Source organism: Streptococcus sp. 'group B', assembly GCF_002073795.1.
GTDB lineage: Bacteria > Bacillota > Bacilli > Lactobacillales > Streptococcaceae > Streptococcus > Streptococcus agalactiae.
In genome coordinates, this window is sequence record NZ_CP020432.1 from 760138 (window position 1) to 784890 (window position 24753).

The window sequence follows — 24753 nt, forward strand, 5'->3', positions numbered from 1 at the left end:
CCGCCTCCACAGAAAACTGCTTCATGGGCGTTAGACCACCGTCTTTCACTACCATAAGTATACACCAGTATAGCAGAATTATCAAGGAGGAAGATATGTTTATTTGGCGAATGGTATTAGTAGCACTGGGTGTATTGGTGCTCATATTGATTATTGGCATTGCAGCAATAGCAGTTAAGTCAATTATTGCAGAAGTGAAGAAGGAAGGATAAAGCAATGAATAAACGAATTAAGAAGAAACGTAAACTCGAACGAGCTATTGTGATGCTTATCGCAGAGAATGCCATGCAAGCAGAAGCTCTTAGAAATCAACATAAAAGAATTGAACAACTTGAACAAATTGTAGAACATAATGCTCAAGCGACAAATAACGAACTTGATTATATAAAGAATAACTATAAGAAAAAATGGAAGAAATAATTACTAATCATTTAGATTAGTCGTAGCGATACGGCTTTTTATTATGTCCAAACTTGTTGATGACACTAAAAGCTACACTGTTTCGTCGCAGGACGTAAAACTAGACTATCGGTTGGTGGCGTAACCACTAAAGGAGAAAATTATGGCAGAAGAAAATGTAGCAACAGAAACTACTGAGCAAGTCGACACTCAGAAAGAAGCTGTTGAACAAGCTAAGCAAGAACATGAGCGTACATTTACTCGTGCGGATATTTCAAAAATGATGACTGCTGAGCGAGCTAAATGGGAAGCAGAACAATCTGACGCTATTGAAAAGGCACGTACTGAGGGCGAACGATTGGCCAAAATGTCCAAGGATGAACGTGCTAAGGAAGAAGAACAAAAACGTCTTGATGCAATCGCAGAACGAGAAAAAGCAGTCGCAGAACGTGAAATGCGTATTGAGACTCAAACGCTCCTTGTGGAAAAAGGTTTGCCATTAGAATTTATTGATGTTGTTTTAGGTACTACTGCAGAAGAAGTTAAGACTAATATTGATAATTTACAAATTATTTTTGATAAGGCTGTTGAAAAGCGCGTTAATAATCGTTTGACTCAGAAGCCACCACGGACTGGCAACGGCTCTGTCGGCATGACTAAAGCTGAGATTATGGCAGTAGAAGACGACGACGAACGTATGCGTTTAATTGCTGAAAATCGTAACTTATTTTAAGAATAAGAAAGGAATATTATGGCTGAAAAAAATTTAAACACCATGGCAGACTTGGGAGACATTAAATCGATTGATTTTGTTAACAAGTTTTCCAAAAACATTAATGACTTACTGAAACTACTAGGGGTTACTCGTCGTGAAGAGTTAACCAGTGATTTAAAAATTCAGACCTATAAGTGGGAAGTGACTTTAGATCAAACTGATCCTGGAGAAGGGGAAACAATCCCTCTGTCTAAGGTTACTCGAACTAAAGATAAAGACTATACAGTGAAGTGGTTCAAGAAACGTCGTGCAACTACAGCTGAGGCAATTGCTCGCCATGGTGCAGCTCGTGCTATCACTGAAGCAGATAAGCGCATTATGCGTGAGCTTCAGAATGGAATTAAGGATGCGTTCTTTACATTCCTCAAAACAAAACCAACAAAAGTTAAAGGGGCTGGTCTTCAGAAGGCACTATCTTTATCATGGGCAAAACTAGCTACTTTTAATGAGTTTGAGGGGTCTCAACTTGTTTCTTTTGTATCTCCTTTAGATGTAGCAAATTACCTTGGTGATACTAAAGTAGGTGCAGATGCTTCTAATGTTTTTGGGATGACGTTACTAAAGAACTTTTTAGGGATGCAGAATGTTATCGTTATGCCATCTGTGCCAGAAGGAAAAGTTTACTCAACTGCAGTTGATAATCTTGTTTTTGCTTCGTTGAATGTACGTGGTGGAGATTTAGGTGGTCTATTTGCAGACTACACAGATGAGACTGGCTTGATTGCTGCAGCTCGTCAACGTCAATTATCTAACTTAACTTATGAGTCAGTATTTTTTGGAGCGAATGTACTATTTGCTGAAATTCCTGAAGGAGTTGTAGAGGCAACTATTGAAGCAGATAAAGAGGTCCCAGGAGCAGTTCCAGGAGGGTAAAATAAATGGATAAGGAACTACTTTTAGTTGAGGTAAAAATTTTTAAAGGTATTGCTAAGAATGATGCCTCACAAGACGAATTGATTAAACTTGCCATTGACGAAAGTATTGAACGTATCCTTGCGAAACTCAATGAGTATTCTGATGAAGAGCTGTTAGAAATACCACGACGTTTAACATTTATCGCAAGAGATGTAGCTATTAAAAGATATAATCGGCTTAATTCAGAAGGAGCCAAGGCAGATTCTGAAGAAGGTCGGTCTTTTAGTTGGGAAGACTATCTCACAGAATATGACTCAATTCTTAGAAATGTTGCTTATGGTAAAAGGTGCCGTGGAAAAGGTGTCGCTAGATTTATTTAGGAGGTCATAAATGATTTACAAAGATAGAGTTATCTTAGTGTATGTCGATGAGCAGGACGATTTTCTAGATAAAAGAACTGTTGAAAAACCTAGCGGAAAAATCCCCTGCATGGAAAATACTTTCACAAAATCTGAACAGATGGGGTTATTTGGTAAATATGATTTGAACGCTTTTAAGTTGCACTTGCAAGGCCATTACGATGGCTTTAGCAAGATTATCTACAAGGGGAAACCGAGGTTGATAAAGGGACTAGCGCACCATAAAAATAGCACGGTTATTTATGTATGAGTCTTACTTATCGTATGCGAGGACTGGACAGGTTTTTACGCAGTGTTGAGCGCAAGCAGAAGTCAGCACGAATCGCTGTAGATAAAAAACTTAGCAAATCAGCAGCTAGGATTGAGAGACAGGCTAAAATACTAGCCCCGGTTGATACTACATGGCTGAGAAGTCAAATCTACAATGAACAACAAAAACTCTTGCACTATAGAGTGGTTTCTCCTGTTTTATATTCTATTTATCTTGAGTTAGGTACTCGTAAAATGGAAGCTCAACCATTTTTAGACCCTGCCCTGAGAAAAGAATGGCCAGTGTTAATGGCTAACCTCAAAAAAATGTTTAAGAGGTGATCAATGATATACTCACCATCAACTTTATATCTGAATGAGGTAAAAAATAGATTGGGAACACTTAATATCCCAATCTATTTTAAATTACCAAAATCGGACGTTTTAGAGCCGTTTATTGTCATAGGTTCCAATGTATCGGATACATCAAAAACAGCGCAGACAGGAGCTGTTGTGGGAGATTTTGGGCTAAATATTGACGCATTCTTACCTGCCACTAGCAGAACAGATGCAGAGGAGGTTAAGTCTAGAATGATTATGTCCTTAGGACGAAACAAACGGATTAATGCACAGTTATTGATGGATAATTCTGTAGGTCGTGAGGTCTACCATATTGCTATCAATATCACAGAAATACTAATTTAAAGGAGAATTAAATGGAAACTACAGTTGAAATTACTACAGCTAAGCCTATTAAAGGTAAAAATATATTTTATTTTATTCAATCTGTTGATGCTGAATTAGGTAGTAAAGCAATTCTGCCAGCGTATCGCACAGATGGGACAACGACGCTCGGTGGAGATTTTATTGATGAACAAACTCAACAAGGACGTGTGCTTGAAAAAGCAACAGATGAGCACTCAATTGATTTGACATCATACTACACACCGAAAGACAAAGCAATTGAAATTGTAGAAATAGCTAAAACAACTGGTAAATCTGTCAAAGTTTGGCGTGTTATCGCAGACGAATCTTTGAAAGAAAAAGGTTCAGGAACTTTAAAAGATAGAGAAGTTTATCCTGCTAAGTTTGGATATGGAAAAATTGACGAGATTGAATATTCAGAAGGTGTTGAAGATCTTGTAGAAGCATCATATGCATTGAATATTATCGATAGTTTAAAAGATGGCAAATTTCCACTGACGGCAGAAGATATCGCTTTGCTAACAAGTGTTTATGCATATCAAAACCCAGGCGAAACTACTGGCGATTATGACAATATCCAGAAAAAAGAAGTTTCAGGAAGTTCACCGGGAGCAGTTCCTGAAAAATTATCAGAAGGACACTAATTTATAAGGTAGCATTTCGCTACCTTTTATTTTTAAGGAGAAATACATAAATGGAATTAACAGTAGCAAAACGCAGTATTGAAATTAAATTTGATTTTAAAACAATGTTTAAGATAAATAATAGACTTGGGACTGTGAATAAAGAGACAGGGGAACGTAACGCTGACGGCGTCGGTACGCTATTTTATAAAATCTTAGAGCGTGATGATTCAGCTGTAGTAGATTTAGTCAAGCTGTCTGTAGGCAGCGGTAAAAAAGCATTGTCAGAAGATGAAGTGCTTGATTCTATCGCAGAGCTAGTCGAAGAAGAAGGGTCGACAGAAGCCTTATTTAAAGAAATTGAGAATGACATGGTTGAATCTGGTTTTTTCAAAGAGAAGATTTCGAAATATATCGAAAGCATGGAGAAATCAGTGAAATATTTAGAAGCTCGAGAAGATGCGGACGAAGCTCAAATCCAAATCGTAAAAGACATGATTGGGAAAATGAAAGACGCAATCTCTTAATTAATTGTGCTCAACTTGGCCTGACGGACATTGATATTATTTACAAGTGTACAAGAACGGAATTAGATGCGATTATGGAAGGTTTGCAGTACAAGCAAATTGCAGAACGTGAAAACCTCTCTGAACTTGCTTTAAATCTCAGATACACGTTAAATGCTAAAAACGTCAATGCTAATAAGCTCAAATTAGATAAACAACGTAACAAAATTAAACGAACTTATCAAAATAAACAAGATCTAACTAATATTTCAAACGATTTCGCAGAACGTGTAGCGAAGCTCAATTTACATTTTCAAAATTTATAACAAGATATAACAAGAAAGGAGGGATTTAATGGCAGGTACATTTGATGGGGCTATATTCGCTGATATTGGTGCAAATACTAAAGATTATGAGGCAGCTATGGCTAGAATTGTTAGTACTACACAAAATGCTTTTAGAAAAGCGCAGGATGCTGCAGTTAACAACAGCAACAAAATGATACAGATGATTGGTCAAATTATGGCTCAATTAGCAAATAATGGTCAATCATTAGGGCAAAGACTCGGTAATGCATATAGTACAGGTCTCAAGTTATCTCTTGGTCAAATTCAAAGGATAGCAGCATCTATCGGTGAAAAAATTCCCGAACCCATAAAGAATGGGTTCAATAAAGCTTTTTCAATTATTCAAAATAGCGTACAGAAGTTATCGAGCGCCATCCCTCAACCCATAAAATCCGCATTCACAAGTGCAACAAGTGCAGTAGTTAGCTTTTCGTCTAAGATCACAAGTGCCGTCTCAGCTGCTTTCAACTCTGTTAGTTCTAAAGCGAGTACTGTTGCAGATAAAATCAGTAGTAGTTTTGGGGGTAGAATCACTTCAGCGGTTACTAATTTAGCGACTAAGTTAAGCACAGGTCTTAGCAATAGTTTTAGCAGGATGTCCAGTTCTGCAACTAGTGCCCTAAATGGTATTAGTCAGAGATTCGCAAGCGCATCATCTGCTGGTGAAAAACTAAGAAGCACTGTGGGAAGTATCATTTCTGCTTTTAGTTTGATGGCCATTGCTCAGAAAGGAATCCAAGCAATCACAGGAGCAATGGACGGTGCAATAAGTCGTGTAGATACCATGAACCGCTTTCCGAAAACGATGGCGCTATTTGGGTATTCTGCACAACAGTCTAAAGCATCAATAGATAAATTATCTAAAGGAATTGAAGGACTTCCTACACCACTAGACAGTGCTGTTAAAAGTGCCCAACAATTAGCTATAACTACAGGTAGCTTAGATAAAGGAACAGAGCTAGCATTAGCATTTAATAATGCAATGATTGGTTATGGAGCGACTACTGAAGGGGCTGAGCAAGCACTTAGACAGTTTAACCAGTCGTTGGGGTCTGGTAAGATATATGCCGAAGAGTTTAATTCTGTGTCTGAAGCTGCCCCTGGCTTAATGTCTAAAATGGCAGAGTCATTCGGATTTGGTAAAAATGGTGTTCAGGACTTAAAAGCAGCTCTTTCAGACGGCAGTATTACTGCCCAAGAATTCGCTGATAAAATGATTGAACTAAACAAGGCGCAGGGTGGTTTTGCTGAGATGGCCCAATCATCGGCTGGTGGAATCCGAACTGCATGGAAGAACGTACATACCGCCGTCGTAAAAGGCGTAGCAGGTATGATTTCAGCCTTTGATGAAGCTGCCAAAGCTAATGGTATGAAGACCATTGCAGAATCCATTAATAGTATTAAGCCAGCTATAAATTCTGCATTTGCAACTGTGAACTCAATAATGCCAAACCTTGTTGCAGCATTCGCTAGAATCTCCAAGATGGTGAATATTGACTTTAGTCCACTAACTAGTGGAATTAAATCAGCTTTTGGATTATTAAATACTGCTTTAGGTGAATTTGCAAAAACTGGTGAAGTATCGTCAGCAACTATTGATAGAATCAAATCAAAGATAGCATCTATAGGTCCTACTGCAATAGCAGCTTGGGCCTTATTAAATCCTGCAAGTGCTATTGCAACTATTATGCCTTTAATATCAATTATTGGTAAGATTGGTGTTGCTCTTGGGACTGTTGGTTCAGCGTTGGGATCATTCGGAGCAATGGTAGCCAGTGGATTGTCAACTGCTAGCGGAATAATTGGTGCTTTTGCAGCAACAGTAAGTGGTTTACCTGCCATTTTTGCAACTGCGGCAGCGAGAGGTGTTGCTATACTCGGTGCAATGACACAAGCCATGGGAGCTGTGGTAAGCGTTGCTATGGCAGCAATAGGGTCAGCGGCAATTTTAGGATTGGTCGTAGCAGGTCTTGGTTTAGTAAACAATCAATTTGGTACTCAAATTGATAAATTGCTAAATATAGCAATTACTAGAGGTTCTCAAATTATCACTAATTTGGTAAATGGCATTACATCACAAATACCTCAATTAATTGCTAGTGGTGCTGAACTTATATCTAAATTTGCAAATGCTATTACTGTATTGTTACCTGTTATTATTCAAGCAGGTGTCCAATTAATATCTAGTTTAGTTCAAGGTGTTGGACAAAATGCTACGAGTTTAATTAGTTCAGCAATACAAATTATAGGGACATTTATTAGTTCAATTGCAAGTGCATTACCTCAGCTTTTAGCAGTTGGTATGGAATTGATAGTTAATTTAGTTCAAGGAATTGTGCAAAATATTCCACTAATTATTCAATATGCTCAACAAATTATTAACAATTTTGGGGCAAGCTTACAAGCAAACATGCCAAGCATTGTTAATAATGGCATTGCTATCTTAACTAATTTAGTGCAAGGCATTATCCAAATGTTACCCGCAGTTGTACAAATTGCAACCCAAGTCATCACAGGTTTTATTTCCGGTATAGCTCAGTATTTGCCACAGGTAATCCAAGGCGGCATCCAGATTATAATCATGTTAGTGCAAGGTATTATTCAAAATTTACCACAGGTAATCCAAGCAGCGATGCAGATTATTCAGTCATTGATATCTGGTTTATCACAAGCATTACCACAAATTATATCTGCAGGGCTACAGTTAGTTGTGCAGTTGGCTGTTGCAATTATTAAAGGGTTGCCACAGATTATTTCAGCTGGTATTCAATTGATTATAGGACTTGGCAAAGCTATGCTTGAGGCTATTCCGAATGCTCTTTCAGGGGTATGGGAAGGCATTAAAGGTGGATTTAGTTCTATGTGGGACCAAATCACAGGAAAGAGCTCAACAAGTGCCGCTAAAGTTACATCAGACATGTCAACAATGACTATGAATGTTGGTATGCAGACGACCACAATGGCTAATCAAACTAACATAGACACAACTACTATGCTAAATAGCATTAGTCAAAATACTGGTCTTGCTAATTTAAATGCGACAACAAATGCTACTCAGATGGCAACAAATGTAAATGCACAAACAGCATCTATGGCAAATCAAGGTTTGCTGAATGCGGCAGGATTTAATGAAGCGTTGAGTTCGAACATGACTTTAGCAAATACAAATGCTACTAATCAAGCTAATCAAATGACTGCTAATGTTAATAACGCTACTAGCCAAATGAGTCTGGGGTCTCTACCGAATTTCTTGGAATTATCGCAACAGGCAACAAGTAATATGCAAACTGCACAAGCAAATGCTACCACTTCCGCGAATGGAATGAGTTCTGGAGTTACTGGTGCTACAGCTGGTATGGCTAGTGGTGTAGCTAATAACATGTCAGGTATAACTAGCACTGTATCTACAGGGATGAATCAAGCTGCAAATGCTGCAAAATCAGGCGGTGCAAATATATCTAACAGTGTGAATAGCAGTTTTACACAAGCTAAATCTACAGTTTCAAGTTCAATGTCAGGAATGAACAGCACTGTTACTAGTGGAATGAATAGTATTAATAATACTGTAAAATCAGGTGGAAATAATATTAAATCCACCTTTACAAGTTCCTTTAATTCTGCTAAGTCTACAGTTTCAAATGCTATGTCTAGTATTCGTTCGTCAATTTCAAGTGGAATGAACAGCGCTGTGAGTGTAACAAGAAGTGCAATGAATTCGGTTGTATCTGCAATGAATGCAGCAGCGAGTGGTGCTAGATCTGCAGGTTATAATACTGGGATTGGATTTGCAAATGGCCTAGCAAGCACTGCAGGAACTATTATGGCTATTGCTAATAGTATTGCTGCTAATGTCGCTGCAACAATCAGAAGCGCAATGGATATTCATTCGCCTTCGCGAGTAACGCGAGAACTTGGTGCTTATACTGGTGAAGGTTTTGCACTTGGTATGCAGGATTGGATGGATGATATCAATGTAATAGGTAAAGAGTACGCTAATGCTGTGACTGATCAGCGATGGGAAACAGATTCACAATTAGCGACATCTGCAAACATATCAAGTGCAGGTGTATCATCATCACTTGATAATCTAAGCGACGAGGTACGCAACCAACAATTGACTAGTCCAACGTTCGAGGTTCATAATGAACTTGTTGGTGATGAAATTTATACAACTATTAAATCTAAAGAAGCAAGAGAAAGTAATAAAGATAATTACTTCAACTTTGCGACATAAGAGAGGAGAAAAATGGATTTATTAGTACAAAAGAGTGATCAATCCTTTCGATTTTCAGAGATTGGTCTACGAATACTTGATGTCGATGACCGTTCATCATCTCTTGAGGTTGATAGTCGAACAGTGAAAGGTCGAAGCGGTAAAATCTTTGCTAGTGCTAAGTATGGCACAAAAAAAGTTAAGGTTAATGGGCGCTTAGTTGTAGCTTCTATTAAAGATTTTATGACAAAAAAAGATGATGTGAATGGCTTACTAGTGGATAGTGAGCCTTTTTACATTACTAAAATGTATCCTCAGAAAGAAAATTTATATGATTTCGAATTGCCTGGGATGAAAGCAGGTGATTTAGACTTATTAAATCAATCTCATACAGCGTGGCACTATCGTTGGAAAGTTTATGTCTCAAGTGAACCTGAGTACACTTTTGTTGGTAAGTCTAGTGAAGGTCTCAAATACAACTTTACAATTGCATTTGAGACTGCAGAACTTCCATTTGGTGAAACTATTGCACAAAATATAGTCATTACTAACGGAACGTTTAATTATTCTGGTACTGCACCTTTTAGCCAGTTAGAATACCCATGGTCTGTAGAGTTAACTTCAACTGGTGGACAAAGTAGTTTTTATCTTGAAATCGATGGGAGGCGCTGGGCTTATCAATATAGTGCACCACTTAATCAAGGCGACGTTATTGTAATCACTGGTATATCCACAACATTGAATAAGATAAATGTGACTGCTAGAACCAATCATGAATATTTTGTTTTAAAGCAAAAAGTCAACAAGACTATTCTCTACAGCACAAATTTTCAAGGCACAATCAAGTTTTTAAACTTTAAAGAACTTTACAAGTAAGGAAGTGATAGATTGACAACTTTTTTAGATCATAAAGATAATGAGTTTGAAGCTCAAGCTGTTGTTAAAACAACTAATGCAGTTAACGGAGAAAGGTCTTTATCAGGAACAATTTATACTAACGAAGAGGTACTAAACAAGGTCGATAAAGGTTGGAAACTTGAGTTTGATGATGAGTATTACAAGATTATTTATGCTAAACCTACTGATACTGGTAACAAAATTCAAGTTGAATTTGATGCAGTTCATCAATTTTTTTATGATTTTGATAAATCATCACTACATAAGCAATTAAATGATGGTTCACATACTTTCCAAGCATATTTGAACTTTATTTTTAATGGCAGCGGGTATACTTACAGTTTAGAAGTAGTTGTCAAATCTTTCGAAAAGCAATCGTTTGGATATAAATCGCGACTTGATTTATTTAATGACATCATTAAGAGTGCAGGAGTTGAATTTTTTGTTCGTGGCAAGGTTGTTCGAATTCTACAAAAAACAGGAACAGATTTATCAACAATCGTACGTAAAAATTTCAATATGAATGAAATCATAATTGAAAAGAAAATCAATGATTTTATTACATATCAGAAGGGTTTTGGAGCGTGGACTGACCAAGAGGATCATTCCAAAGGAAGGCTCGAAGTAGAATATGAAAGTCCACTTGCAAAGGAATATGGACGAATTGAGGGTGAGCCTGTTGTTGATGAGCGGTACACTAACGCTGACAATTTAAAATCAGTACTAAAACAAAATGTAGATTCGTCTTACAATATCGCTGTAAAAATTGACATTGAAGATCTTACAAAAGCAGGTTATCAGTACACTCAACCTATTGCCGGTGATTATATTATGGCTATCAATGAGACACTAGGATTTAAGGAAAAAATCCGAATAGTATCGTTTGAAAGTGAGTATGATGTAACAGGTCAGCTGATTAACCATAAAGTCACTTGTAACGATATTGGTACAATCAAAAAACAAACTGTAGCTGTTAGCCAATTATCAAGTAAGATTAATAATAACCAAGAAATACTAGATAATGCAGTATTTAAAGCAAATCAAGCACTAGCATCAGCTGATGGTAAAAACACTAACTACTATGGTACGGAGATGCCAGTAGATGATCCAAAAGGCACGCTAAGAAAGGGTGATTTGCTTTTTTTAACTGTTGGCGATACTACCAGAATGTATTTCTGGAATGGTGCTGAATGGATTATCAATTCTTTTAGCGACGATATTGATTTTGTAAAGAAAGAAATTACTAATAAAATCATAGAGGTTAATGCAGCAATGAAACTTGCTGATGAACAGTTAACTGAAAAATATAATGCAATTGTTGCTAAAAATGTTAGCCAAGACGAATTAATTAATCAAGCAAAGAATTTGTCTGATTCTGCCAAAAAAGATGCTACAGAAGCATTGACAAACCTTATTAGTGAATCTAAAAAACTGACGGATAAAATGTCTGCGTTATCTAAAACAGAAGTTGAGCATTATTCAACAACTAATCTGCAACTGACACAACTTGATGGTACAGTCAAAGGATTACAAACTAGCTACGAGGCATTGTTAAAAAAAGATGGAGATATCACTCAAACACTCGCTAATTATAAGCAGACGATTGATCAAAATAGTACAAGTATTACTGCTAACAAAAAGACTGTTGATGGTACGCTTAGCAGTCTACAGACCCAAGTCACACAAACGGCTAATGAAATTACAACGAGATTATCTCAAACAAATATTGAAGCGTTGATTACAAGTAAGTCTGCTGTTATCGCTGATAATAAAGTCAAGGAAACTGCAGATAGTTTTAGCAGAGAAATAACTCGTGTTAATAATACTATTGATAATTTAAAGATAGGTACAGTTAATCTACTATCTGGTACTAAAAATTGGACTAAAAATTGGTTTAATCGTAATAACTGGCAATCTGATGACGATAACTTGACTATTGGTAATTTTAGCTTAACAGTGCTAAAGCGCAAAGCAATGTGGAGTGGTATATCACAATTGTATGCTGTAAAAAGCGGAGAGAATTACGTTTTTAGTGCATATGCTAAATCAAGCATAGATAATGATGTTGTTAATTTATATTTGTTACCAAATGATCAATCGCAACAGGCTAAGATAAGTATTAGTTTCAAGTCGATCACTTTAAACACGGATTGGCAACGTATCGTTATTAAATTTAACGTAACTTCTGATGGCTATATTTTACCACGCTTCGAACGCTTTAATGAAAATGGTTGGTTGTATATTGCAGGTTACCAGCTTGAACATGGAAATGTTACAAGTGACTATTCAGAGTCCCCAGCGGATCAAGAAGATAAAATGACTGTTGAATTTAATAAAATCAACGATACAGTTAATAGTCATAGTCAACTGATTGGTAAACAAAACGAGAGTCTGACAGCTACAATACAAAAAGTTGATAATATACAATCAACAGTATCTAATGTGGATGGACGCTTGTCACGAGTTACCCAAACGGCTGACGGTATAGTTGCAACAGTTAGTCAGCTTGATAACAACATTTTACCTGGCACAAAAAAATTCACAGGATGGCAAACAGAAGGTGCAGTACTAGAGGATCTAACACAATCGCCTTACCCATTTGTTTTTAAAAAATGGGTAAGCGGTAATAAGGTGTCACCTTTAATCGAATATGATGTCAAAAAAGATCAAGAGTATACGTTTACTGCATACATTTCTAGAGAACAAGCAGGAAATCTATATTTCTACTTGTATGATCTTTGGAATCATCATATTACAAGCACAACTCCTCGTGAAACTATTATTAAAGACGTCACTCAAACCATTAGACGATTTAAAATAACATTTATTCCAACTCGAGACGGTAAAATCAGACCACGGTTCGCAATGTTGGCCAGTGATCCAGGCTGGTTTATGGTTGGTGGTTTTATGTTATCTAAAGGTACTGCTGATCTACCCTGGTCTGAATCCAAGCAAGATATCAAAGATAATGTTACTGCGATTAATACAATAGTCGCACAAACAGCGAACAGTTGGGCTATTAAAAATTTGACTTCTAACGGTACTGTATTGAGTCAGCTTAATTTGACTGATGGTAACGTAAAACTGGAAGGTAAGTTAATACATTTGTCAGGTCAATCTATTATTGATAATGGCATTATTACTAATGCGATGATAAAAGATTTAACTGCAGATAAGATTACAGCAGGAACAATTGATGCTAATCGTATAAATGTCATTAATTTAGATGCTAGTAATATTACCAGCGGAAGAATGTCAGCGGACCTGATACGTAGCGGCGTTTTAATATCGCAAAACGGTGCAATGTTAACCGATCTTAATACAGGACAAATTGAATTTTACACAGATAATCCAGCTATCAAACGTATTACTGCAGGTTATCCTAACCAATTCGTTAAATTTGCAACAGGTAATGTTGAAGGAAAGGGCGCGGCTGGCGTAACGGTTATAGGTTCTAATCGATGGGGAAGTGAATCGTCAAACGACGGTGGTTTCGTAGGTATTCGCGCTTGGAATGGTAAAGACATCGATACTCTTGATTTAGTTGGCGATAGTATTCACTTAGCAAGCTCTGCGTACACTAACGCTGATGGTTGGGAAATCATTACTTTGCCAAATCAGCTATCAATAGATGCACGTAACATAAATCATCGTGTAACGTCTAAGATAAAAGTAGGAGATATTTGGCTATGGAAAAATACATCAACTTATACAAGCATGAAAGATACAATTAATATGATTATTGATAACTTGCAGCTACTACACAATAATAAAACGACTGAAAAAGGCTACAGTTATACTATTCCAGGAAAGATTTAGGAGAAAAAATGGAAGAAAAAATAAAATCAAATTTAGCTTTACAAATAGCGCAATTATCTTTAGATAAAGCAACTCTACAAGCTCAAAATGAGCAATTACAATTACAAATTGCTGAGTTAAATCAGCAATTAGATGAGATAACTAAGCCAGGAGCAAAGTGAGGTGAGTAACATGAAACAATGGAACATTGTTGGAAAACCATTTCCAATCTATCAAGATGGAGTGGTTGTAAAAACGGATGTACGCTTACAAGGCGACGATGGTACATATTTACCACAAGAGCTAATTGGTAATCATGTTGATAAGGATAATCAATCACTGATAAGACTTGTACTTGAAACTTTTGCAAAAGAAAATGTCGTTGATTTCGCAATGCTTGAGTCTGTAAAAGATATTGAGCAACTAAAAGCTGACAAAGTAACTTTAATCAAAAAAATTGCAGAGGCTGATGAGGCAATTTCTAAGATGTCGCAAGCAACAAAAGATATGCAGCTTAAAGTTGATAAAGCAGTTGTCGAGTTAACTGACTTAGTGACATCAAGTGTATCTAGCCTTTCCGTGCCGTCTACATCGATGGAATCAAGCTAATGGAATTAACGTTGAATACCGTTATAACACTATATTATTTAATAAAAAAAGGAGAATTTAATATGACATATACTTTTAAAAAAGATCATCTTATTGTTGACGTTTGGTACCGTCGTGTTGCGAATGGTATTTGTGATTTCGAAGCAGTACCTAAATTATTTAATTTACGAGATGTTGTGCTTGAGTTACTTAGTCAAAAAGTTACTGATAAAGAATCAGAGTGAGGTAACTTAATGATAGATTTTGTGCAAGTTGGCGCTTTTGCAGGTGCTGCTTTATCTATTTTGGGAGTATGGGGATTTATTGTTAATCCCTTTAAAAAAGCAATGGAAGCTAACGAGATTGCTATGGCTCAGCTCAAGGACTCACTCAAAGAACTAGCATACGAGCTCAAAAATATAGATAGAGACCGAGAGATTACAAAAGCTGTTATTGATCGTCACGAGGAGCGTTTAGGTCGTGTCGAGGATGATATCATCATCAATAAAGAGCAAATCAAAACATTATTTAATAATAATAAGGAGAAATAACATGAACGAATTTACAACACAAATCATTACAGTATCAGTACCAATTTTTGGTATCATCGCAGGTATTCTCACGCACGAAGTAAAAAAATTACTTATAAAAAAAGGTGGAGAAAAAGCTGTTAAAATCGCAGAAATTGTCGCTCGTAATGCTGTTGAGGCAGTTGAACAAATATCTGCGGAAGTTGGTGGTATCAAGGGACAAGATAAGCTAACAGAAGCTAAAACCGCTGTTATTGATGGTTTATCGCAATATAATATTAATCTTACACAGACACAACTTGAAACTTTTATCGAAGCTGCGGTTAAACGCATGAATGATGAGTGGAAGAAAGGTCAATAATATGGTAATTAATATTGAGCAAGCTATCGCATGGATGGCATCTAGAAAAGGTAAAGTTACTTACTCGATGGACTATCGAAATGGTCCTTCATCTTACGATTGCTCTAGCTCTGTCTATTTTGCTCTACGCTCAGCAGGCGCATCAGATAATGGCTGGGCAGTAAATACAGAATATGAGCACGATTGGTTGATAAAAAACGGTTATGTTCTTATTGCAGAAAATACTAATTGGAATGCGCAAAGAGGTGATATTTTTATTTGGGGTAAACGTGGGGCTTCGGCTGGAGCTTTTGGACATACTGGTATGTTTGTTGATCCAGACAATATTATTCACTGTAATTATGGTTATAACTCAATTACAGTGAATAACCATGATGAAATCTGGGGATATAATGGTCAACCGTATGTTTACGCTTATCGTTACTCTGGGAAACAGTCAAATGCTAAGGTTGATAATAAATCAGTTGTATCTAAATTTGAAAAAGAGTTAGACGTTAACACACCGCTAAGTAATTCAAATATGCCATATTACGAAGCAACAATTTCAGAAGATTATTACGTTGAGTCCAAGCCTGACGTCAATAGCACTGATAAGGAGTTGCTTGTTGCTGGTACTAGAGTTCGAGTTTACGAAAAAGTAAAAGGCTGGGCAAGGATAGGCGCTCCACAGTCTAATCAGTGGGTAGAAGATGCTTACTTAATTGATGCAACAGATATGTAAACCAACAGAGCGATATAAATGTCGGTCTGTTAATGGTGTAAGTTACACCGCAACTAAAAAAACAATTTAGGAGGTAAAATTCCTTTAGATAAGACAAATGCCCTCGCTTTTGCGGGGGCTGTTTATTATTTTGAACAGATTTTTCAGGAGGTATTTAGGTGCCTTTTACTGGATGAAAAATATATTTTATTAAAAAGTTTAATTATATAAAGGGAAAATCATTGACAATAAGCTATATAAAAATATATAATGTATATATAAATATCAATGGCCTCCCTCGCATACGCGCAGACATGTTCTGATGGGGGGTTTTTTTGCTAAAAAATTGAGGGTGTTTCATGGCGGAAAATTTTCAACACAAAAGTTACAGAGAACAAGTTGAACTTTTGGAATCTAGAGGTATTGTCTTTAGTGGAAGAAAAGCTAAAAGTAAAGCAGAGTATAGTTTATCTGTGATTTCTTACTACAAAATAAAAGAATTTGCAAAGCCTTTTGCAAAAATTCAAAAAGATGGACAAAAGAAAAAAATAGATTATCAGGGTACGAAATTTGAGATAGTTATATCTAGATATTATCAGGATAAGAATTTGAGATTAAATTTACTCCATGCGATTGAAGATATTGAAGTAGCAATAAAAACAAAAATCGCCTATGTTCTGGGGAAAAACGGCTTAGGAAGCTATGGCTATCTAGATTTTTCTAAGTGGTGTAACAAAGAAGAGTATTGCAAACACTACCTTTCCTATAGTGAAAATAACTTTAAAAAACAGTTAAAAAGAGAGCTAAGAAAAGCATCATCCTCTGAATTGGATGAAAAATTAAAACTAGACAGACAAAAATATCCTCCTATTTGGCTAGCGGTAAATATGTTAACATTTGGGCAGATGGTTAATTTGCTAGAATTGATGTCAACAACTAATTTAACTCAAATTTCAAGCACTTTTTCATGTAGTAATCCTGAATTAATTTCTTGGTTAAAATGTATTAATCTAGCCCGTAATATTTGCGCCCACAATTCAAATATCATAGATTTTAAATTTATAACTGTCTCTAAGTTAAAAGAAGAGTGGAAAGATTTTTTGTTTGAGTATAAAGAAGGTGTTTTTTCAAACAGGATTGCTCTACCTTTCTTAATTGTCTTGGAAATGATGGGTAAAATAAATCCTAAATACCATTTTCGAGATATCATTGATTCTTTGCATAAACTTATTAAGGACGAGGATACAGCAAAATATTATGGCTTTGCATCAATGAACACTATAAAGGAAATCAAAAAAAAGAAAAACTTTAGAGGCTGACGCTTGGATTTCTCTTCCCCTTATTGACACCCTCGCATAATCATGAGATAATCACACTAGCAAGAATCGCCTGACACTAGCGGTTCTTGCTTTTTTATTTGCCTAGAAATAATCAAAATGTTACCATAGAATAAAAATAATAAGGAGCCACATTATGTCACAAGAAAAACTAAAAGCAAAAGTTGAACAAGCGTCAGGCAGTCTTAAAGAAGGTGCAGGGAAGCTAACCGGTGATAAAGAGTTAGAAGCAAAAGGATTTGTCGAAAAAACAATTGCTAAAGGCAAAGAACTAGCAGATGATGCTAAAGATGCTGTTGAAGAGGCAGTAGATGCTGTCAAAGAAAAACTGAAATAAATATTAACCGCTCTCTAATTGAGGGCGGTTTTTTGTGTGTCTAGAGTTTGCTTTCAATTAATTGTTTTAATTCTAATAAGTCTTCTTTTGTAGCATTTTTGTTAATAAAACTACGAGCAGTAGATCGTTTTGATAGATAGGTTCTATGTTCTCTATTGTTTTCTGCCCACTTTTTATTTGCTTTTTCTTGAGGTGTTAATTCTTTATCCATTTCAATCATCCTTATTAATAAAGTAAAATACAACTAAACAAATCGCGAAAATAATCAAATATTTCATATTTGTCTTAGATATGATATACTATCAGTAGTGGCAAGGGGCTTGAGCCCCAAACTACTACTAGAACCTTATTTGAATCTCCGTGGCCGGTTTTTCTTTTTAGGTTCTTTTTTTATTGCTGTGATTATGCTTGCTATACCAACCAACAGAGTTCCGATTGAAGTAAGCAAATCAGCAATTTCTGATATTCTCATATCTTCCTCCTTTCTATATATTAATTATAATACATGTACTATATAAACTCAATACTTTTTTTAAAAATATTTATCTTTTTTTGTCTATCAGAACAGAAAAATTTAAAATTGTCTATTTTTAGGATTTTTTTACGAATAGATAGAGAGGAGGATAAAATATGTTATACATAGATGAGTTTAAAGAAGCGATTGAAAAAGGATATATCAGCAGTGATACAGTGATGGTTGTGCGTAAAAACGGAAAGATATTTGATTATGTGTTACCACACGAAAAAGTGAGAGAAGAAGAGGTTGTGACAGTTGAGAGAGTGGAAGATGTTATGAGAGAATTGGAGTAATGTTCGTCGTGACATAAGCAGCTATCAATAGCCTGCCCCACAAAAAAGCATATTATAGTTGGGGCGAATTTGGGGCATAAGTTAAAAACTAATCTATGTTAACAATGATACGACTTTTACGTTTACTACTCATAACGACTTATATAGATATGTTTTAGACCTTATAATGCCAACCGAAAAAACTAACTCTTAAAGACGCTGTTAAATAATTCGTCTAGAAAAACCTTGTCATATCAATGTTTATTGATAGCGACAAGGTTCTTTTTTATATCCAATACTCAATAAACGACTAGAGAGCTCAAAGGAATTTAGAGTTTCAAATGTGTTAGAGCATACCCTTGAATTATCTTAACTGTGATGTTATAATTCCTAAAAGATAAGTTAAAAGAGAGGTTGCGAAAGAGAATGTCAGAAAAAGCTATACTATTAATTATCCTTATTGCTTTTGTTATTATCGCTATTATAAAGATAGCTCTGTTAAAGTTATATATGAATACGATAAAACCTAAAGTAGATAATGAAGGAAACATCATAACAAAGCCTGTAAAGGATGATTTAACACCCGAGGAACGTGAAGAACGTGAATTTGATAAAGATTGGTAAAATCAATATAAAAGAGCAAACAAGGTTTGCTCTTTTATTATTTTTAAAGGTAATTAAGTTGTCCTCGAAAATCCTCCAATGATTGATAGCCTTTATCAGCCATTATTTCTTTTAACTCTCTGCTTACACGCTGAAAAATTTCTGGTCCTTCTTTTTGTAAAGCGGTTCCGATTTGGACCATACTAGCTCCACATAGAATGTGTTCAAAGGCATCACGGCCGTTTTTAACACCACCTGTTCCGATAATTTTAATTGAAGGATTTAAACGTTTGTAGAAAGAATGGACGTTAGCTAAGGCGGTAGGCTTGATAAAATCACCGCCGATACCTCCAAAGCCATTTTTAGGCTTTATAACGACAGTTTCATCATCAATAACAAGTCCATTTCCGATAGAATTAACACAGTTAATAAAAGCTAAAGGATATTTGTTAAAAATTGTAGCTGCTTGATCAAAGTGAAAGATATCAAAGTAAGGTGGTAATTTGATGCCCAATGGCTTTTGATAATAGCTAAAGATTTCTGAAAGGATGAGGTCAGTCATTTCAAAATCATAAGCAATTTGAGGTTTTCCAGGAACATTTGGGCACGATAAATTTAACTCTATCAGGCCATTGTAACTACTGTTTTCAACCTTTTTAAGAATAATATGTGTCTCTTCTGGTGATAAACCTACTAATGATAAAACGTGATTTTTGCTATTGTCTTGGTCTTGTAATTCAGTCACGAAATCAAGATAATAGTCAATACCTTTATTAGGGAGTCCCATAGAATTAATTGATCCCCAGTCAGTATCTGCATAACGTGGTTGAGGGTTTCCCTCTCTAGCTTTAAGGGTACCTGTTTTTGTAACAAAGGAACCAGCTTCAGAATTTTCAATAGCTAATAACTCTTCCTTAGTCATACAATAAATACCCGCTGCATTCATCAAACAATTGTCAAAACTAAAACCAGCAATTTCCGTTTTTAGCGATACCATAATATCCTCCTGAAGATAAATTTTTACTATTTTATCACTTGATTAACAGAGCGGCAAGAAAATAATGATATTGGTAATAAAATTTCGCTAAATAACGAACGTTATTATTTGTGTAAACAATAATAGTAAAGAAATAAATGTTGCTTTCTATAATGCATAAAAAAATAAGCTTATGTAAGCTTATTTTTTATGTTCGGCGTAAGATTTTCTTTAGTAATTGAATACTCTTATATTTTAATGGATTTGGATAGTAGCGGAAAGTACCCATTTTACGAACAATGTAACCATTAAAATTCTGTTTAAAGCGAAGTACGCCATCTGAACCATCAAAATTTCCTTGAATACCTAAAAAATTATAGAAAGTTGATTGACGCTTTAGAGCCTCTTGCATAACATATTCTTGAAGAACTGCAGGCGCATAAAATTTATTAAATTCTGTGTATGAGCCAGAGAAAAGATAGACAGTTTCTTTAGGGCTATAAATAAAGAGGCTACCAGCTAAAACAACATCTTGATTTCCAAATTTTTGAATAAAAGGTTCGACTTCTTTGCGACGTTTATCTAAACTAGCTAGTTGATTGACAAGCTCAGTACGTTGACGATGGTATTTGGCAGAATCTGTATTATTTTGATGGCGATTATCAAGGACTGTAATCTGTTCTTCCAATTTCTTTGCATTTAATTGTAGGTTATGATCATATTCCCTAAAGTTTAGAGTTGCAATGACAAATTCCGCCTTATCTCCGAAACTATCATAAAAATCTTGATAATAATCTAGAGATTTATCCATATAGTCCCGGCGATCAGAAGTAGAAGAAGTAATATCCTTAAAGATATGTAGTTCTTCCCGCTTGAGGACACGTATTTTTATACCAAAAGACATGGCTTTCTTAACCAAGGGGCGTCCTTTTTTAGAGAAAGATTTAAGAAGATTTTGAGGAGTGATACCTTCTAGATTTTTAACATAATGCCAATCAGGTTCACCGCCAGGATAACCAATATGAAGCCCATCGTGGTGATAACCTATACTAGTCAGGCCATCAATAAGATAGGTGTTCGGTGCACCTTTAGGTTCACCTTCACCAGTAAACTCTTGGTAGGTATCATAAGGTTTAATTAATAATTCTAAAGCGCCCTGAGATTTGGCATAGTTCTGTAGTTCTTTATAAAAATGTTTCAGATATTTAGAATTGGAATGGGCTGGACCAGAATTGACTTCCATATGAAGTCCACCAGTCATTGGGATGGTATAAACAATACTGATGATTTCCATTTTCCCATCGATTTGGTAGCCCATGTAGGTAATGTCATACCCACGTTTTTTTAGAAGCTTTGCCATCTCAGGGGTTTGCATAAACGATTGTAAATCGTAATTTCCTGAATAACTTTCGAACTCTTTAGCTGTTAATTCTTTAAGCGCCATAAAAGTATCCTTTCCTAACTAGCTATTACGTTTTTTGCGTAAGGCATAGACATAATTAGAGGCTTTATAAAGCAATCTGTTCACTGGAATGTTAAATTCTCCAATAAATTCCTCAATGATTGGTTCGAACTTAGACTTAAAATGATATAAACCACCAGATAAGTCATTCTCAATCCCCCCCATATTTTGCCAAATATTTCCACGTTCAAAAGCCCTTTGAGCTGTTTCAAACCAAGTGTAAATAGGAGCAGAATAAGATTTGAAGTAATCGTCCATACCAGCATAAATATTTTCTGATGTATTACCAAATTCTAGAGTGAGGGTTGCAGCCAATGGAACAATGTCTCGGTCATAGGCTTTTTGAGCTTCTTTGAGAAAATCAATTTCTTTATTTAATCGATCAATCGTATCTTGGTGTTGTTTAACTTTTTTCTCACGATTAAGTTCAAGTGATTTTATTCTTTCAGATTGAGCTATCTGGCATTCTTTTTCTATTTTTTCTAATCGTTTTGCAACATCTAGCGAAGCCATTGTGATGTATGAGTTATTAGGATACGTATCAAGGAGTTTTTGGTAGTAGTCAATTCCTCTAAGATTTATCCCTTTACGGTCTTCTGTTTTTTTCATTAACTCTGCAAAATCTTCAAGTAGTTCATGGCTACCAAATTGTATATCTACTCCCTTATTTTTGGAAGTTCGAATAGCTTGACGAGTTTTTTTAGACATTTTATCAAGTCCAAATTGATTAGCATATAGGTTTGCTTGAAAACGTGGTTGGATAGTATGAGCTAAATCTGTTGTCCGACCAGTCCAATCAGCACCTGCACGCTGTAAATGATCAATGGCGATTAACCCTTCTTTTTCATCGGGCGAATTTTCAAAATCTTTGGCATTGACCATTTTTAAATAGATGAGAGGATCACACTTGATAAAGAGAGCTCTTTGTTTTTTGCCAAAAGCTTTAAGGTCCTTAAGGACCTTAGTTACAATATCTAGATTGGAGTAATCCATGATTGGTCCACGCGGAATATACAGCATGGAGAAGCCAAGAGGAAGTGATTTGATGAGAATACTAGCGCTGGCAATTTGGGTTTCACCGTCAAAAAAGCCAAGTAATTGACTACCCCAGTTGTCTTTTACTTTGGGCCAATTAGAAGATTGAAGTAGGTTTGTTTGGTTGGATTCGCTCACAAAGCGATCGTGTTCGACAGCGGTAATTTCTCTATACATGAGTTTCCTTTCTTAGTGAGAGTGTCTTTGTTTTTTTCGAATAGTATAGGCTAGGTTGGCCAATTTATATAATAATGGATTGATTGCTAGATTAAACTCGCCAATATATTCTTCAAACATTGGATTGAAGTTACTTTTAAATTTTGTTAAACCATCGTTAAGACTTCCCTCGACACCGCCTAGATTAGCAGATACAATACCGTTTTTGAAAGCATCTTCGAACACCCTAGCATTCAAGAGATACTGTGGATAAAATTTACGGAAGCTATCATCCATACCAGCATACAACATCTCCAGGACATTGCCAAAACGAATGGACAAAATTCCTGCAATGACAGGCTCATCTGGATATTTCTTGCTAAACTCCTGAAATTCAAGGATATATTGTTTAACAGAAGCTTCTTGTTGATTTAGCCTTGTCAGGCGACTTTTTTGATGGGATGGAGTTTCTGATAAATCTCTTTGGATTTGAAGAAGTTGTTCTTTAAATTGCGCTAATCTTTTAGGAAGATTGACTTTAGCCAAATAGAGATAGGCATCTTCTCCATAAATTGTCATTAGTTGATGGAAATAGTTTTCATTACGTAAAGCTACACCTTTACGATTCTCGGTTAATGCTACAACCGTGGCGAATTTAGGTAAATCATCAATGTTGGCACGATAAATTTGAACACCGCGATGCTTTGCATCTTTTATCAGACGTTTAGTGTGTTTTGGAAAGTTTTCTTCTATATTTGCTTTGGTATAGATGTTCGCTTGAAAACGTGGTTGGATGGTTTCGGAAATGGCTTTCGTTGGACCTATCCATTGGGCACCTGCTGACTTAAGATTATCAATTGCCTGTCTACTTTCATCTATCTCTTCGGCGACATTCTCTTCTTTAAGGTGATATTGACGTAGAAGAAGTGCTGGATCGAATTTTGCAAAAACAGCACGTTTCTTTCGTCCAAAGTTTTTTAGTGTTTTTAACACAAAGCCAACTAATTCTTTATTGCTGTAGTCTATAATAGGTCCACGTGGAATATAAAGCATTGTAAAACCAAGAGGTAATGATTTAATTAAGATGCTAGCTACAGCAACTAATTGGTCATCTTTATAAAAGCCTAAACGTTCATTTTGCCAATTTGATTTTACTTGTGCCCACTTTGAAGAGTGGAGGAGATTGGTTTGAGACGATGCAATAGCAAAGGCATCATATTCTTTTTCGGATATTCCAACGGTAACATGATACATCAGTTTATTACCCATTCACGTAGTGCGTAGGCTACGCCACTTTCCTCGTTTGATTTGGTGATATATTTTGCTATTTTTTTTAGTTCAGGATTGCCGTTTTGCATAACAACAGGATTTCCAACAACTTCAAGCATAGCACGGTCATTTTCTTCATCACCAATAGCCATTGTTTGATCTACAGTTAATCCCATTTTCTCTGCAAGGTGGAGAAGTGCAGTGCCTTTATTAACGTTTTTGGGTAAAATTTCTAAATAAAAAGGAGTTGATTTTACAATGGTGTAGTTATCGAGAACTTTTTTTGGAATTTTAGCAATTGCTGCATCTAAGATGTCAGGTTGATCAATCATCATTAGTTTAATGATTTCTTTGTCTCCCATTTCTTCAGGAGTACGATAGAAGAGCGGCATATTAACTAAAGTTGCTTCGTGTATTGTATATTTACCAATATCACGATTCGCTGTGTAAATTCCTTCTTTTGTAATGGCGTGCATGTGGACGCCTAATTTACGCGCTAACAGTTCGAAATCCAGATAGTCTTCATAGGTTAAGGTTTCTTTGATGATGTCATCTCCTGTGGCTGTGTCTTGAACTAGACCGCCGTTAAAGGTGATAACATAATCTCCCTCTTCATTGAGTTTCAATTCTTCTAAAAGATCTTGGACTCCGATGATTGGACGTCCTGTAGCAATAACAATTTTAACGTCTTTTGATTTTGCTTCTTGAACAGCTTTAGCCACTTCAGGTGTAATTTCACGCTTACTATTTAATAGGGTGCCGTCAATATCTACGGCAACAAGTTTAATTGAAGTCATTTTATCTCCCACTCTTTATTTCAATAT

General features: G+C 35.9%; 31 protein-coding genes. 24 read left to right on the forward strand and 7 right to left on the reverse strand.

Features of this window, described 5'->3' with window-relative positions; genetic code table 11:
• Window positions 1–23: 23 nt before the first annotated feature.
• The 22 genes from A6J68_RS11715 to A6J68_RS04405 all read left to right on the forward strand — a co-directional run bounded on the left by A6J68_RS11715 (window position 24) and on the right by A6J68_RS04405 (window position 17639).
• The gene (locus A6J68_RS11715; RefSeq protein ID WP_025194292.1) at window positions 24–212 is read left to right on the forward strand and encodes a hypothetical protein; all 189 of its coding nucleotides are present in this window, start codon (window positions 24–26) and stop codon (window positions 210–212) included.
• A 4-nt stretch (window positions 213–216) separates the two neighbouring features.
• Window positions 217–420: a hypothetical protein gene (locus A6J68_RS04315; RefSeq protein WP_001042286.1), complete on the forward strand. Its 204-nt coding sequence runs from the start codon at window positions 217–219 to the stop codon at window positions 418–420.
• A 142-nt stretch (window positions 421–562) separates the two neighbouring features.
• Window positions 563–1132 (forward strand): DUF4355 domain-containing protein, encoded by a 570-nt coding sequence (locus tag A6J68_RS04320; RefSeq protein WP_000797011.1) that lies wholly within the window; start codon window positions 563–565, stop codon window positions 1130–1132.
• An 18-nt stretch (window positions 1133–1150) separates the two neighbouring features.
• Entirely contained in the window at window positions 1151–2047 is an 897-nt protein-coding gene (locus A6J68_RS11475) for a hypothetical protein (RefSeq protein ID WP_000818573.1), read from the forward strand.
• A 5-nt stretch (window positions 2048–2052) separates the two neighbouring features.
• Entirely contained in the window at window positions 2053–2409 is a 357-nt protein-coding gene (locus A6J68_RS04330; protein ID WP_000356705.1) for a phage head-tail connector protein, read from the forward strand.
• Window positions 2410–2419: 10 nt separating this feature from the next.
• A complete protein-coding gene (locus tag A6J68_RS04335) occupies window positions 2420–2698 on the forward strand; it encodes a hypothetical protein (RefSeq protein ID WP_000639437.1) in 279 nt (92 codons plus the stop codon).
• The gene (locus A6J68_RS04340; RefSeq protein ID WP_000060408.1) at window positions 2695–3039 is read left to right on the forward strand and encodes an HK97-gp10 family putative phage morphogenesis protein; all 345 of its coding nucleotides are present in this window, start codon (window positions 2695–2697) and stop codon (window positions 3037–3039) included. The genes A6J68_RS04335 and A6J68_RS04340 overlap by 4 nt, the downstream gene beginning before the upstream one ends.
• 3 nt (window positions 3040–3042) lie before the next feature.
• Window positions 3043–3402, forward strand: coding sequence for a hypothetical protein (locus A6J68_RS04345; protein ID WP_000640604.1), 360 nt, complete (start codon window positions 3043–3045; stop codon window positions 3400–3402).
• An 11-nt stretch (window positions 3403–3413) separates the two neighbouring features.
• Window positions 3414–4046: a phage major tail protein, TP901-1 family gene (locus A6J68_RS04350; RefSeq protein WP_000450517.1), complete on the forward strand. Its 633-nt coding sequence runs from the start codon at window positions 3414–3416 to the stop codon at window positions 4044–4046.
• Between the two features lie 50 nt (window positions 4047–4096).
• Window positions 4097–4552: a tail assembly chaperone gene (locus A6J68_RS04355; protein WP_000424190.1), complete on the forward strand. Its 456-nt coding sequence runs from the start codon at window positions 4097–4099 to the stop codon at window positions 4550–4552.
• A 74-nt stretch (window positions 4553–4626) separates the two neighbouring features.
• Window positions 4627–4857 (forward strand): hypothetical protein, encoded by a 231-nt coding sequence (locus tag A6J68_RS04360; protein ID WP_000398752.1) that lies wholly within the window; start codon window positions 4627–4629, stop codon window positions 4855–4857.
• Window positions 4858–4885: 28 nt separating this feature from the next.
• Window positions 4886–9112: a tape measure protein gene (locus A6J68_RS04365; RefSeq protein WP_105253162.1), complete on the forward strand. Its 4227-nt coding sequence runs from the start codon at window positions 4886–4888 to the stop codon at window positions 9110–9112.
• A gap of 12 nt (window positions 9113–9124) precedes the next feature.
• Complete coding sequence (locus tag A6J68_RS04370) at window positions 9125–9967, forward strand: phage tail domain-containing protein (RefSeq protein WP_000365119.1); 843 nt, start codon at window positions 9125–9127, stop codon at window positions 9965–9967.
• Window positions 9968–9979: 12 nt separating this feature from the next.
• Entirely contained in the window at window positions 9980–13807 is a 3828-nt protein-coding gene (locus A6J68_RS04375) for a phage tail protein (protein WP_000206522.1), read from the forward strand.
• Window positions 13808–13815: 8 nt separating this feature from the next.
• On the forward strand, window positions 13816–13968 hold the full coding sequence (locus tag A6J68_RS11480) for a hypothetical protein (protein ID WP_000391486.1): 153 nt from the start codon (window positions 13816–13818) through the stop codon (window positions 13966–13968).
• Between the two features lie 10 nt (window positions 13969–13978).
• Window positions 13979–14395 carry a DUF1366 domain-containing protein gene (locus A6J68_RS04380; RefSeq protein WP_001873936.1) on the forward strand — a complete coding sequence of 139 codons (417 nt, stop codon included), beginning with the start codon at window positions 13979–13981 and terminating at the stop codon, window positions 14393–14395.
• Window positions 14396–14457: 62 nt separating this feature from the next.
• Window positions 14458–14619, forward strand: a complete 162-nt coding sequence (locus A6J68_RS11485; RefSeq protein ID WP_000222556.1) for a hypothetical protein — start codon at window positions 14458–14460, stop codon at window positions 14617–14619.
• Between the two features lie 9 nt (window positions 14620–14628).
• On the forward strand, window positions 14629–14925 hold the full coding sequence (locus tag A6J68_RS04385; protein WP_000564987.1) for a hypothetical protein: 297 nt from the start codon (window positions 14629–14631) through the stop codon (window positions 14923–14925).
• A 1-nt stretch (window position 14926) separates the two neighbouring features.
• Entirely contained in the window at window positions 14927–15265 is a 339-nt protein-coding gene (locus A6J68_RS04390) for a phage holin (protein WP_001001962.1), read from the forward strand.
• A gap of 1 nt (window position 15266) precedes the next feature.
• Window positions 15267–15986: a peptidoglycan amidohydrolase family protein gene (locus tag A6J68_RS04395; protein WP_000236382.1), complete on the forward strand. Its 720-nt coding sequence runs from the start codon at window positions 15267–15269 to the stop codon at window positions 15984–15986.
• Between the two features lie 338 nt (window positions 15987–16324).
• A complete protein-coding gene (locus A6J68_RS04400) occupies window positions 16325–17284 on the forward strand; it encodes an Abi family protein (RefSeq protein WP_000829578.1) in 960 nt (319 codons plus the stop codon).
• Between the two features lie 154 nt (window positions 17285–17438).
• On the forward strand, window positions 17439–17639 hold the full coding sequence (locus tag A6J68_RS04405) for a CsbD family protein (RefSeq protein WP_000076696.1): 201 nt from the start codon (window positions 17439–17441) through the stop codon (window positions 17637–17639).
• 40 nt (window positions 17640–17679) lie between these two features.
• Here A6J68_RS04405 and A6J68_RS04410 read toward each other — a convergent pair whose 3' ends face one another.
• Window positions 17680–17850, reverse strand: coding sequence for a hypothetical protein (locus tag A6J68_RS04410; protein ID WP_000356856.1), 171 nt, complete (start codon window positions 17848–17850; stop codon window positions 17680–17682).
• Between the two features lie 135 nt (window positions 17851–17985).
• Complete coding sequence (locus tag A6J68_RS11675; RefSeq protein WP_017285425.1) at window positions 17986–18111, reverse strand: hypothetical protein; 126 nt, start codon at window positions 18109–18111, stop codon at window positions 17986–17988.
• A gap of 158 nt (window positions 18112–18269) precedes the next feature.
• On the opposite strand from A6J68_RS11675, the gene A6J68_RS04415 reads away from it, so the two are divergent.
• Both A6J68_RS04415 and A6J68_RS04420 read left to right on the forward strand, forming a co-directional pair.
• Window positions 18270–18449: a hypothetical protein gene (locus tag A6J68_RS04415; RefSeq protein WP_000965651.1), complete on the forward strand. Its 180-nt coding sequence runs from the start codon at window positions 18270–18272 to the stop codon at window positions 18447–18449.
• A 405-nt stretch (window positions 18450–18854) separates the two neighbouring features.
• A complete protein-coding gene (locus A6J68_RS04420; protein ID WP_001290370.1) occupies window positions 18855–19052 on the forward strand; it encodes a hypothetical protein in 198 nt (65 codons plus the stop codon).
• Window positions 19053–19095: 43 nt separating this feature from the next.
• On the opposite strand, the gene A6J68_RS04425 is transcribed toward A6J68_RS04420, so the two are convergent.
• The 5 genes from A6J68_RS04425 to yidA all read right to left on the reverse strand — a co-directional run bounded on the left by A6J68_RS04425 (window position 19096) and on the right by yidA (window position 24726).
• Window positions 19096–20028, reverse strand: coding sequence for a dihydroorotate oxidase (locus tag A6J68_RS04425; protein ID WP_105253163.1), 933 nt, complete (start codon window positions 20026–20028; stop codon window positions 19096–19098).
• A gap of 187 nt (window positions 20029–20215) precedes the next feature.
• Window positions 20216–21451 (reverse strand): aminoacyltransferase, encoded by a 1236-nt coding sequence (locus tag A6J68_RS04430; protein WP_001185383.1) that lies wholly within the window; start codon window positions 21449–21451, stop codon window positions 20216–20218.
• An 18-nt stretch (window positions 21452–21469) separates the two neighbouring features.
• Window positions 21470–22681 carry an aminoacyltransferase gene (locus tag A6J68_RS04435; protein ID WP_000285510.1) on the reverse strand — a complete coding sequence of 404 codons (1212 nt, stop codon included), beginning with the start codon at window positions 22679–22681 and terminating at the stop codon, window positions 21470–21472.
• Between the two features lie 12 nt (window positions 22682–22693).
• Entirely contained in the window at window positions 22694–23914 is a 1221-nt protein-coding gene (locus A6J68_RS04440; protein WP_001873937.1) for an aminoacyltransferase, read from the reverse strand.
• Window positions 23914–24726, reverse strand: a complete 813-nt coding sequence (gene yidA, locus A6J68_RS04445) for a sugar-phosphatase (protein ID WP_000200660.1) — start codon at window positions 24724–24726, stop codon at window positions 23914–23916. The genes A6J68_RS04440 and yidA overlap by 1 nt, the downstream gene beginning before the upstream one ends.
• Window positions 24727–24753 lie beyond the last annotated feature (27 nt).